Source organism: Streptomyces spiralis (assembly GCF_014654675.1).
Taxonomy (GTDB): domain Bacteria; phylum Actinomycetota; class Actinomycetes; order Streptomycetales; family Streptomycetaceae; genus Streptomyces; species Streptomyces spiralis.
The window spans coordinates 1-11857 of sequence record NZ_BNBC01000067.1; the positions used below are offsets into that span (position 1 = coordinate 1).

The 11857-nt window shown below is 69.8% G+C and carries 10 protein-coding genes; 1 reads left to right on the forward strand and 9 read right to left on the reverse strand.

Features of this window, described 5'->3' with window-relative positions:
- Positions 1-72 precede the first annotated feature (72 nt).
- The 4 genes from IE318_RS40280 to IE318_RS40295 form a co-directional block, all read right to left on the reverse strand.
- Positions 73-432, reverse strand: coding sequence for a DUF6191 domain-containing protein (locus tag IE318_RS40280; protein WP_189907845.1), 360 nt, complete (start codon positions 430-432; stop codon positions 73-75).
- A 176-nt stretch (positions 433-608) separates the two neighbouring features.
- Positions 609-2489, reverse strand: a complete 1881-nt coding sequence (nhaA, locus tag IE318_RS40285; protein ID WP_189907846.1) for a Na+/H+ antiporter NhaA — start codon at positions 2487-2489, stop codon at positions 609-611.
- A 661-nt stretch (positions 2490-3150) separates the two neighbouring features.
- Positions 3151-3954, reverse strand: a complete 804-nt coding sequence (locus IE318_RS40290; protein ID WP_189907847.1) for an SAM-dependent methyltransferase — start codon at positions 3952-3954, stop codon at positions 3151-3153.
- A gap of 123 nt (positions 3955-4077) precedes the next feature.
- Complete coding sequence (locus IE318_RS40295; protein ID WP_229904086.1) at positions 4078-4713, reverse strand: MBL fold metallo-hydrolase; 636 nt, start codon at positions 4711-4713, stop codon at positions 4078-4080.
- 422 nt (positions 4714-5135) lie between these two features.
- Between IE318_RS40295 and IE318_RS40300 the strand changes: the two genes are divergently transcribed.
- Complete coding sequence (locus IE318_RS40300) at positions 5136-5732, forward strand: dihydrofolate reductase family protein (RefSeq protein WP_189907848.1); 597 nt, start codon at positions 5136-5138, stop codon at positions 5730-5732.
- Between the two features lie 472 nt (positions 5733-6204).
- Here the strand turns inward: IE318_RS40300 and IE318_RS40305 are convergent, their stop codons facing one another.
- The 5 genes from IE318_RS40305 to gcvH all read right to left on the reverse strand — a co-directional run bounded on the left by IE318_RS40305 (position 6205) and on the right by gcvH (position 11840).
- On the reverse strand, positions 6205-6789 hold the full coding sequence (locus IE318_RS40305) for a protoglobin domain-containing protein (protein ID WP_189907849.1): 585 nt from the start codon (positions 6787-6789) through the stop codon (positions 6205-6207).
- Between the two features lie 54 nt (positions 6790-6843).
- On the reverse strand, positions 6844-8325 hold the full coding sequence (locus tag IE318_RS40310) for an MFS transporter (RefSeq protein ID WP_229904087.1): 1482 nt from the start codon (positions 8323-8325) through the stop codon (positions 6844-6846).
- 222 nt (positions 8326-8547) lie between these two features.
- Positions 8548-9915, reverse strand: coding sequence for a D-inositol-3-phosphate glycosyltransferase (gene mshA / locus IE318_RS40315; RefSeq protein WP_229904088.1), 1368 nt, complete (start codon positions 9913-9915; stop codon positions 8548-8550).
- A 49-nt stretch (positions 9916-9964) separates the two neighbouring features.
- On the reverse strand, positions 9965-11347 hold the full coding sequence (locus IE318_RS40320) for an L-serine ammonia-lyase (RefSeq protein ID WP_189907850.1): 1383 nt from the start codon (positions 11345-11347) through the stop codon (positions 9965-9967).
- A gap of 103 nt (positions 11348-11450) precedes the next feature.
- A complete protein-coding gene (gene gcvH, locus IE318_RS40325; RefSeq protein WP_189907870.1) occupies positions 11451-11840 on the reverse strand; it encodes a glycine cleavage system protein GcvH in 390 nt (129 codons plus the stop codon).
- Positions 11841-11857: the final 17 nt, after the last annotated feature.

The following is an 11857-nucleotide window of genomic DNA, read 5'->3' on the forward strand; positions in this document are numbered from 1 at the left end:
CACCGAACCCAGAAGGCCCTCACCTGTTCAAGCACCCAGCACGCGTGTCACCAACGTCCCGGGACAACACACCTAGGTCGAGCGTGTGTCATCGGAGCTTGATCGACCCCTCTGCCGGTCGGAAAGAGGCAACCGAACGACAGCGGTTCCTCCGGCCAGGTCGACCGTTGTTCCATTCGGCGGCGCTCCGTCATCCTCGTTGTCCGGTAGGACCAGTGCCGACTGCCGTTCCTTCAGCTCATGCTGCTTGCCCGGCGAGAGGCTTGCGTGCAGCTGCTCGAATCCGGTGGCTGAGATCTGGCCCTGACGTGCATTGTTCCGCCATGGCAGCACTCCCGCCCGTCCCATGCGCATGAGCAGCTGATCGACGAAGGCCAGCAGCGTCAGCACGACGACCAGGCCGGGCAAGGTCATGAAGAAGATGAACTGCATGCTTCAGTATCCGCGTCGCGAACTGTCGGCACTCAACCTTCGACGGCACGCGCTCAAGAATCGCTGACACGGACACCCTGGATTGCGGTCTTCCACCCCGGCGGACGATCGGCGAGCCGCCGCAGGTGCGGTGCGTGTCAGCCCGAGTCACGGCGAGGTACCTCTGCTGTGGTCCGTCACGTGGTGACGGAGGCGCGTTCGCGGGCGGCACGGACCGCTGCGGTGAGGCTGGTGAGATTGTAGGCACCGTGGTGTCTGCGGCCGTTGATGAAGAAGGTGGGCGTTCCGGCCACGCTGCTGAGATCGGCCGAATCCACGTTCTCGGCGATGCGGGCCGCGCCGGCGTGGGCGCGCATGTCTCGTTCGAAGCGCTCCATGTCCAGGCCGATGTCGGCCGCGTGAGTGTACAGGTCCTCGATGCGGAGGGCTTCTTGACGGCTGAGCAGCAGGTCGTGCATGTCCCAGAAGCGGCCCTGGCGTGCGGCTGCTTCGGAGGCCTCGGCGGCGAGTTGGGCGTGGATGTGCACGTCGGTCAGGGGAAGGTGGCGCCATACGTAGCGCACGTCTCCGAAGTCGGCGAGAAGTTCACGGACGACGGGCTCGACCTGCCCGCAGTAGGGGCATTCGTAGTCGCCGTACTCCACGACAGTGACCGATGCGTGGTGTGGCCCTCGGATGTGATCGCGGTCGGGGTCGACGGGTACGGCCAGGTCGACGATCATCTCCGCCTTCCCGAGCAGGGCCCGGAGCCGCAGGGGAGCCGGCAGAAGGCCGATCACGGCGGTGACGAGCCGGGCCGTCAGGAAGGAGCAGACCAGTGTGGCGAGGATGCCGATCTTGGCCTCGTCCAGGCGTGCACCGTGGAAGGCGAGGGTCGCGATGAGCAGGGAAACGGTGAACCCGACCCCGCACAGGGCGCCGCCGGCGGTTGCCGCTCCCCAGCCGACCGGGAGGCGCAGCCCCCCGCGGGAGGCGAGAGTGGCGAGCGCACAGGCCCCGAGGATGCCCAGTGGCTTGCCCAGGACGTAGGCGACGAGGATGCCCAGGGTGACGGGCGAGGTGAAGGCTCGTGCCAGTTGGTCGCTGCTGATCTCGATTCCGGCGTTGGCCAGGGCGAACAGCGGGACGATCAGGTAGCTGGTCCAGGGGTGGTAGATCCGTTGCAGGCGGTCGTTGGGTGAGATCGCCGAGGCGATGCCGGCGCGGACGGACCGCTCCAGTTCCGGAGTGGGCTGCTCGCGGAACAGCCGGAACAGACCGCTCGCATGTTCCAGGTCGGCGCGCGCGGCAGGGTAGGCGTAGGTGAGCAGTCCCAGGGCGAGTCCGATCACGACCGGGTCCACGCCCGACTCCAGCAGGGCGACCCAGGCGACGACGCCCAGAAGCGCGTACACGCTGCCCCGGCGCACGTCGAGCCGCCGAGCGAGCAGGACGAGTGCGAGGGTGCCAATGGCCACGACGAGTGGGGGCACGGCGATGCGGTCGCTGTAGGCGAAGGCGATGACGCCGAGGGAGAAGAAGTCATCGACCACGGTCAGCAGGAGGATGAACACCCGCAGCCCGGGCGGCATGCCGCGGCCCACGACGGCCAGCACGCCCAGGGCGAACGCGGTGTCGGTGGACATCGCCGCACCCCAGCCCTGCTCGCTGCCGTGGCCGGCGTTGACGGCGAGGTAGAGGGCGATGGGCACGATCATGCCGCAGAGCCCCGCGACGAGCGGCAGCGCGAACCGCTTGCGCTCGCGTAGTTCTCCCACGTCGAACTCGCGGCGGGCCTCCAGACCGACAACGAAGAAGAAGAACGTCATCAGGCCGCTGTTGACCCACTCGCGCAGACCGAGCGAGATCCCGTACGCGCCGAAGCGGACAGACAGGCGGGTGTCCCAGAACGACGTGTATGCAGAGGGTGCCACGTTGACCCAGACGAGTGCGGCGAGTGCGGAGGCGACCAGGACGGCGGCGCCGCCGGTCTCGGTGCGCAAGAAGGCACGCAGCGGGGAACGCCATCCGCTGCCGCACAGCGTCTGGCCCGTGTAAGCGTCTGGTTCACTGGACATGGGTCAGATTCTCGTCCGAGGAGCGGACGGCTACGGTCCTGCGGACGCAGAGCCGGTGTGTCGGCCGGGGCGTTCGGTCGTCGGCCAGGCTCTCGTGTCATGGCGGCGCCAGCTACCGGGTTCGCGGGGCCTCGCCAGCTCGGCCCCGGCACTGGGCGGGCGGCGGGCGGACGGACGGACGGCCCCGGCATACCCCGTGCGTGGCGCATCGGCCACGAGGGGCCGACTGGAACGACTTGGCCACGACCGAGACGTTCCGAGGCCGTCTGATCGAAGCCCGGCCCGGCCAGAAAAATGGCTTATGGCTGTCCTCGGCAGGTGATCTGGCCGCCGGGTACAGATCGGGCAGGCAGGGAGGTTGTCCGGTCGCAAGGACGCGACACCGACCGGACGCGTCCACGGACCAAGGAGTAGACCGTGACGAGCTCAACCCCTGCCTATGTCACCGCCTTCCCCGACCTGGCGATGAGCCGGACCGCATGCGGGGTGCTCACCTTGCGGTTCCATACCGATCAGAGAAGACCGCCCCCGCGTGATGCCGCCGGTGCAGGGGCGAGGGGCCCTCGACGCGGGGTCTCTCGCCTGAGCCGCAGGCGCTGGAAGGCCACGGCGAGCGAGAGTTCCTGTCCAGTGCCGGGCGGGGTGCACCTCGGATGAAGTCCTACACTTTCAGGCCCACCGCCCCGACGGCGTGGCCCTGCTCCTGGGTGATGTCGGCGGAATCGGAGTCTGGACGCCATTCGGCAGATCTCACCAGGCCTGGCTCGACCAGAGTCAACCCGTGCAGAAAGCTCCCGATGTGCTCCGGTGTGCGCAGGTGGTACGTATTGACGGACTGTGCGTTGTATCCCTCGACGGCCGCCTTGAGTGCTTCGCTGGTGTTCGTGCCATCGCTCAAGGCCACGTAGCTGCCCCGTGGCAAAGCATCGATCAGCTGGGCCACGATCCGCTCGGGCTCCTCCTCGTCCGAGACCTGGCCCATGATGTTGAGCAGCATCAGGCCGATGGGCTCGTCGAAGTCCAGTGTGTGAGCCGCCTGGGTGAGGATCTTCTGCGGATCGCGCACATCGGCATCGAGGTAGGCGCACTTTCCTTCTGGTGTACTGCGCAACAACGCGTCCGCGTGGGCGAGGACGATGGGGTCGTTGTCCACGTAGACGATCTTGCTCTCGGGTGCGATGCTCTGGGCGACCTCATGGGTGTTGTTGGCAGTGGGCAACCCGGTACCGATGTCGAGGAACTGGCGGATCCCGGCCTCGCGCGCCAGAAACCGCACCGCTCGTACCAGGAAGCGCCGTTGCACCCGGGCGAGGGCCGCAAATTCAGGGAAGGTCTGGAGGATCAAGTCACCGGCCTGACTGTCCACCAGGTAGTGGTTCTTTCCGCCGAGCAGGTAGTCCCACACACGCGCTGAGTGCGGTCGATCAGTCTGCAGCCTTCTGCCCCAGTCGCCTCGGTCAGTCATGATCAGAGGATGACACACGTCGGGCCCTCATGACCTCAACTCCCGTACTTGCGCCCTTTGTTCCCCGTCGATGTGGCCTGTCGGCGGCTCCGGCTCCGGCCTACCCGCCACGTCCCCCGGACCCTACCGCCCCCGGGCCTGCTCCAGGTTCGACCGGTGAGGGCCGAAGAGCCAGTCCGCGTGCGGCCCCAGACGCGCGTCGACCGGATCCTCTCCTCGCCGGAGCGCCTCGATGTAGGCACGATCGGCGGCGAGGCGGGCCACCACCTCGGGACCCTCGGCAACGGCGCCGTGGCCGGGGACGACGACATCGACGTGCCCGGCCGCTTCACCCAGCCGGTCGAGCGCGGCCGCGTAGGCTCCCGCCTGATCGTCCTGGCGAATGTCGAGCATCGGGATCAGGACGTCGGAGAGCATGTCGCCGGCGAGCAGGACACCACGGTCCGCGAGGAGGACCGCCGCGTGACCGACAGCATGCGCCTGATGCTCGATGACCTCGCCCGGCACCGGTCCGCCGTCCGCGGGCAGCGGGGTGACCAGAGCCACCAGGTCCAGAGGGACACCGGACGCGCTCTCCGCCGCCATCGCCTGCGACCGCTCTCGGGCCTGACCGGCAACCTGCGCGGCGGCGGGACTGGCATAGCGCGGCACATCGCCGAACCGGGAATGCCACAGCAGGTGATCCCAGTGGGGATGGGTGCAAAAGCCGGCGACCACCGGAACGCCGAGCCGGCCCACGTCATCGGCGAGTTGATTCAACTCCGAGCCATGGATGCCCGGATCGACCAGGACCAGTCCATCCCCCCGCGCACCACGACGGAATTGGCCCAGACCCACTCGCTCTGCCGGACCCAGACACCATCGGCCACCTGACTCAGCCTGCCCATCACCACTCCGATCGGTTGGCTACAGGACTGAGACTGCGAACCACCGCCGAATTCATCGCTTCCAGCGTCTGTTTCGGACAACGCTGAGTCTCACAACGGACCTTGCATCAAGGCGACAGCGCAACGAGACGGCGCCGGCTGGGCCCCGGCGCGCGTGCGAATGTTCACGAGAATTGACAGCACGCTGCTCGCACGGTCGGTCCGGTGCGATGATCACCAAGCGGCTTCGCACCCGGCACGCCATCCGGCAGCCCGAGCCGCACCGCGGCAGCCGACCGACGGAAGGAACTCGACGTGCGCAGGCTCGTCCACTACATCGCCACTACCCTCGATGGCTTCATCGCGGGCCCGGACGGCGCGGACCCCACCGGTCCGAACGGCTTCTGGCCCATGTCGGAGGACTACATCCAGCACCTTGTAGCCGAATTCCCGGAGACGCTGCCCATACAGGCCCGGGAGGCGCTGTCCGTCACGGCGACAGGTACGCACTTCGACACCGTGCTCGAAGGACGGCGCAGCTACGAGATCGGTCTGGCTGCCGGGATCACCGACGCCTACCCCCACCTGCGTCACCTGGTCTTCTCCCGGAGCCTGACCGAGAGCCCGGACCCGGCCGTCGAACTCGTCGCCGACGATCCTGTGGCGACCGTGCGGGAGCTCAAGCAGCAGAAGGGCAAGGACATCTGGCTGATCGGCGGAGCCGAGCTGGCCGGCTCTCTGTACACCGAGATCGACACACTGATCCTCAAGGTCGCCCCGCTCACCATCGGCGACGGGATCCCCCTGTTCTCCCGCAAGGCCGCCTTCGACCCGCGTACCTGGACACTCACTGACCACACGGTCCTCAAGAGCAGCGCGGTGATCCTCACCTACATGCGTGTCACCAGCTGACGCTCCGGGCGAGGAGCGCTGCGCAGGGCCCTGGTGCTCGCCGTCGCCGCGATCTCGGCGCGATCCGTGGCGCCGGCCGGATTCGGCCTGGACTCCCTGATCGAGATCGGTGACTCCGCCGTGGTGATCCGGGAGCTGTCCGGTACCGGTGAGGACCCTCAGCGCCGTGCGCTGAAGCTGATCGGTGTCGGCGTCGGGCTACTGACGGTGTACCTGCTGGTGCAGTCCACTTGGGTGCCGGCCGCAGGCTTCCGGCCCCACCACTCGCCGCTGGGCATCGGCTGGACTGCGGTGACGGCCGCGGTGCTGTCCGCGCTCGCCGCCGGCAAGGCCCGGCCGCCGGGTACGTGCTGGTCGGCTACGCGCTGCGCGAGGTCAAGGAGGTCTTCGGCGACCACTGACAGCCGGGACCAGGTTGTGGCGGGCCCTGCCGGCCGGCCTGTGCGGCGATCAGTCGACGGTTCCTGCCGGGTCACCAGTTCGCGGGGGTCGTGTAGGCGCGTGCCCACAGGGTGACATGCAGGACGACCGCTTTCGCCCATGCCGCGTACATGCGCTCGACCTGGTCGGGACTGTGGCCGTGCCCCTCCAGGAAGGGCTTGGTGGTGAGGATGAGTGGGGCGGTGAAGGCCAGCAGGTGGCGCAGGGGGATGTGGTCGGGGGCGTCGGCGTCGTCGGTGCGGTTCTTGGCGGTGCGGGTGTGGCGTATCCCGATCTCTTGCTGGTAGTCCAGCCATGCCTGGTCGTAGGGGCGGGTGCAGACATCGATGATCCACTGGGCGAAGCGCGGCTTGGACGCGGCCGAGTACTCCGGGTTGGGCCGTCCGTCAGGGTGGGCGGAGTAGGCGGCGAGATGCGGCTGCTCGGCGATGAGCCCCCGCCAGGTGTCGACCATGGCTTCGGCCTGTGGGGACAGGACATCGGCGGCCATGCGGAGATAGTGCTCGTCCTCCGATGTCAGGCCCACGCTTCCGCGCAGCTCGTCGAGTTCGGCGAGCGAGACCGGGGAGCGGGCGGCCTCGTCGGTGCCGTAGGTGTATCCGGAGGGCTCGGGCATGGGTGTTCTCCGCTCGTTCGTTGCTGTGGTCTGCGCCGGGCTCCCGCACGTCGCCTATTCCCTTCGACGGGACCGGTCGCGGCCGGTCCGCGGGATGAGGGCACCGGGCAGGAGGCAGACCGCGAGGAGCCCGGCGGCGAGGTAGAGCAGCGCCGAGCCGGCAGCGACGGTGTGGAAGCCGCGCAGGAAGTGCGAGGCGCTGCCGGGCTGTCCTGCGATCGCGCCCGCGACTGCGATACCGATGGCGCCGCCGGCCTGGCGTGCGGTGTTGTTGATGGCCGAGGCGAGCCCGGTGCGTTCCCCGGGCACGGCGGCGATGGCCGCGGCGACGACGGCGGGTGTGAGCAGGCCCAGTCCGATGCCCCAGAGCAGGAACGCGGGGAGCATGACTGCGTAGTCGGACGACGGGTTCACTCGGATCAGCAGTGCCAGTCCTGCGGCCGCGATCAGCAGTCCGACGGTGGCCGGGAGGCGGGCTCCGATCCGGCTGGTGAGCCGTCCGCCGAGCGGCGCGAGGACCGCGAGCGGCGCGAGGACCGCGAGCGGCGCGAGGACCGCGAGCGGCGCGAACAGCGGAACGATCGCCAGCCCGGCGGCGAGCGGCGGATGGTGCTGGAGGGACTGCAGGAACAGCATCAGGACGAACAGCGTGCCCAGGGTGCCCAGATTCATCGTCCCGGCCGCGATGTTCGCCACGTCGAAGCCCGGCCGCCTGAACAGGGCCAGCGGCAGCATCGCCTGGTCCCCGCGGCGTCGCTCGACGACAACCAGCGCGCCGAGCGACACCAGGGCCGCCACCGCCGCGACCACGACGTGCACGGATCCGGCGCCGGAGCGACCTGCCTGGATGAACGCGTACGTGGTCGCCAGCAACAGCAGGCTTCCCAGCACCACCCCCGGCAGATCCAGCTCCCGGCCCTGCGGTTCCCTGCTTTCCTTGACGATCATTCCGGTCCAGGCCAGGGCCGGCAGCACGATCGGCACATTCAGCAGGAAGATCGCGCGCCAGCCGAAGCCGTCGACCAGAGCCCCACCCAGCAGCGGTCCCGCGGGCAGAGCCAGGCTGCCGATGCCCGCCCAGACACCGATCGCCTTCGCCTGTCCGGCGCCGTCGGGAAAGGCGTCACTGATGATCGCCAGTGTTCCCGGCAGCAGCAGCGCTGCTCCCACGCCCTGCACCACGCGCGCGGCGACCAGCACCGCGACGCCGGGAGCCAGCCCGCACGCCAGTGATCCCGCCCCGAAGACGATCAGCCCGGTCACCACGATCCGCTTGTGACCGCGCAGATCGCCCAGCGTGCCGGCGGTCAGCATCAGCGACGCCAACGCCAGTGCATAGCCGTCCACCACCCACTGCAGGCCGCTCACATCGGCGCCCAGCGAGCTGCCGATGCGCGGTAGCGCAACGTTGACGATCGTGACGTCGAGCAGCACCAGGAAGTAGCCGACACACATCACGACCAGCACCGCGTGCGGCGAGCCGCCCCTGCCGCCCCGGCGCGTCGTCCGCCGCAACACAGTGGCAGCATCAGACACGTCCCCCTGGGTACCCTCACCCACCGACACCCATTCTCCTGAGCGCGACCGAGACCGCACACTGGCTTGAACGGCAGGACTGGGCCGTCCCGATTCCGGGAGTGCCGTTCGAACCCGAGACCGGCCGTCTCACGATCCCTGAGCCAACGTCAGGTCGGGCCGGCCGACGGTGTGGCGCGGCCGGCGCTCCGCCATGGGCGTCTCAGGGGCCGCTTTCGGTGTTCACCCGCGCAGGCGGCGCTCGTGCAGTGCCGCCGTGTACACCTCCGCTGTCGCCACCGCGGCCGTGTCCCAGCCGAAGCGCCGGGCGTGCCGGGCCGCGGCCGCGCCCATCCGGGCGGAGAGTGACGGGTCGTCGGCGAAGCCGTACAGCGCCCGCGCGTAGTCCGCGGGATCGTGCCCGCGTACGAGTACGCCGCTCACGCCGTTCCGCACCGCCACCGGCAGGCCGCCGACCTCGGCGGCGATCACCGGTGTGCCGCAGGCCTGTGCCTCGACGGCCACGAGGCCGAAGGACTCGCTGTAGGACGGCTTGACCAGGACGGACGCCGCGCGGTACCAGTCGGCGAGTAGGTCCTGGCCGACGGGCGGGCGGAAGAGGACGACGTCGGAGATGCCCAGCCGGGCGGCCAGCTTCTGCAGCCCTTCCGGCCTGGCCAGACCGGTGCCGCTCGGCCCGCCCACCACCGGAACCGTGATCCGCTCACGCAGCCACGGCCGCTCGGCGAGCAGGTAGGCCACCGAGCGCAGCAGGATGTCGGGCGCCTTCAACGGCTGTATGCGACCGGCGAAGAGCGGTACGAACGCGTCCTGTGGCAGACCGAGGCGGGCGCGGGCCGCGGCCCGGCCGGTCGCGATGCCGCGGCTGTCGGGGCGGAATCGCTCCAGGTTGACGCCGGGATGGACGACGGCGACCCGGTCCGTGTCGGCGTCGTAGTGGCGCAGCAGTTCCGCCGCTTCCCTGTCGGTGTTCGCTATCAGCCGGTCGGCTGCCCGTACGACGTGTGTCTCGCCGGTCACGCGCGACGCGGGCTCGGGGGTGTCGCCCTCGGCGAGGGAGGCGTTCTTGACCTTGGCCATGGTGTGCATGGCGTGCACCAGCGGTACGCCCCAGCGCCCGGCGGCGAGGCGGCCGACGTGGCCGGAGAGCCAGTAGTGCGAGTGGAGCAGGTCGTAGTGACCGGGGCGACGGCCGGCCCAGGCCTGAGTCACGCCGTGGGTGAAGGCGCAGAGCTGGGCGGGCAGGTCCTCCTTGGCCAGCCCTTCGTAGGGTCCGGCGGTCACGTGCCGTACCAGGACGCCGGGTGCCAGTTCGACGCTGGGCGGGAGTGCGGCGGAGGTGGCCCGGGTGAAGATCTCCACCTCGATGTCGAGGGCGGCGAGGCGCTTGGCGAGCTCGACGATGTAGACGTTCATCCCGCCGGCGTCGCCGGTGCCCGGCTGGTGCAGCGGTGAGGTGTGGACGCTGAGCATGGCGACACGCCGGGGGCGGCTGTGGGTGCCGAGGGACCGCGGCCGGGGCGGGGCGAGGGGGGTTCCGGCGTGGGCACGGCCAGGAAGTACTCCGGTCCGCGTCATGTACTGGCTCACTTCGCCAGCCCTCCTTCCGGATCGGTGACCACGGCTCCGGCCCGTTTCCTCAGCACTCGATGACGTTGACGGCGAGTCCGCCGCGGGCGGTCTCCTTGTACTTGACCTTCATGTCGGCGCCGGTCTCCTTCATGGTCTTGATGACCTTGTCGAGGGAGACGTGGTGCCGGCCGTCGCCGCGCAGGGCCATCCGGGCGGCGGTGACCGCCTTCACCGCGGCCATGCCGTTGCGCTCGATGCACGGGATCTGGACCAGGCCGCCGACCGGGTCGCAGGTCAGGCCGAGATTGTGTTCCATGCCGATCTCGGCGGCGTTCTCCACCTTTTCCGGGCTGCCGCCCAGCACCTCGGCGAGGCCTCCGGCGGCCATCGAGCAGGCGGAGCCGACCTCGCCCTGGCAGCCGACCTCGGCGCCGGAGATGGAGGCGTTCTCCTTGAAGAGCATGCCGATGGCGCCGGCGGCGAGAAGGAAGCGGACGATGCCGTCCTCGTCGGCGCCGGGGACGAAGTTCAGGTAGTAGTGCAGGACGGCGGGGATGATGCCGGCCGCGCCGTTGGTCGGGGCGGTCACGACCCGGCCGCCGGCGGCGTTCTCCTCGTTCACCGCCATCGCGTAGAGGGTGACCCATTCCATCGCGCGGCCCGTCGGGTCGCCCTCGCTGCGCAGCGCCCGAGCCGCCGCCGCGGCCCGCCGCCGGACCTTCAGGCCGCCGGGGAGGATCCCCTCGCGGGACAGCCCGCGGGAGACACAGCCTTCCATGACCCGCCAGATCTCCAGCAGACCCGCGCGGATCTCCGCCTCGGTGCGCCAGGCCTTCTCGTTCTCCAGCATCAGCGCGGAGATGGACAGGCCGGTCTCGCGGGCGAGCCGCAGCAGTTCGTCACCGGTGCGGAAGGGGTGGGGCAGCTCGGTGTCGTCCGCCTTGATCCGGTCGGCGCCCACGGAGTCCTCGTCGACCACGAAACCGCCGCCGACCGAGTAGTAGGTCTTCTCCAGCAGCGGCACGCCGTCGGCGTCGTACGCGAAGAGGATCATGCCGTTGGCGTGGTACGGCAGTGAGCGCCGACGGTGCAGGACGAGCTGGGTCGAGGCGTCGAAGTCGATCTCGTGGGCGGCGTCGATCTCGGCGCCGAGGAGGCGGATCCGGCCGGTGCTGCGGATCCGCTCGACGTCCAGGTCGGCCTGGGTGACGTCGACCGTGTGCGGTTCGTTGCCCTCCAGGCCGAGCAGGACGGCCTTGGGGGTGCCGTGGCCGTGGCCGGTGGCGCCGAGGGAGCCGAACAGCTCCGCTCGCACCGCGGTGGTCTGGGCCAGCACGCCGTCCTTCTTCAGCCGGGCGGCGAACATCGCGGCCGCGCGCATCGGGCCGACGGTGTGCGAGCTGGACGGGCCGATGCCGATGGAGAACAGGTCGAAGACGCTGATTGCCACGCCATACTCCGTGGGATGGGCGGGCCGTGCCGGGCGGTCCCGGTCACGCCCCTGCGGGAGGTGTGTCGGTTGCGGGGTCAGGTGTCGGACGGCTCGAACCGGGTCATCGGCGGACTCCTTGTGTGTGGGCGCAGTGGGCGGCGTACGCGTCGGCGGTCAGTGCGCCGGCGATGTTCTCCACCCTCAGGCGGAACAGCCAACCGCCGGTGTACGGCGCGGAGTTGACAACGCCGGGGTCGTGGGTCAGCGCGGTGTTGACCTCCAGGACCCGGCCGGTGGCGGGGGCGTACAGGGCGCCCGTGCCGGTCGAGGAGGTGATCTCCCCGCAGATCTCCCCGGCCTCGACCCAGGTGCCGACGTCCGGCAGCCGGAGGTGGACGACGTCGCCGAGGGCCTCGGCCGCGAACGCGGTGATGCCGATGGTGGCGTTTCCCTCGTCCACGACGAGCCACTCGTGGTCCCAGGTGTACCGCAGATGCCGCGGAATCCTCATGTCGATCTCGCGGTGGA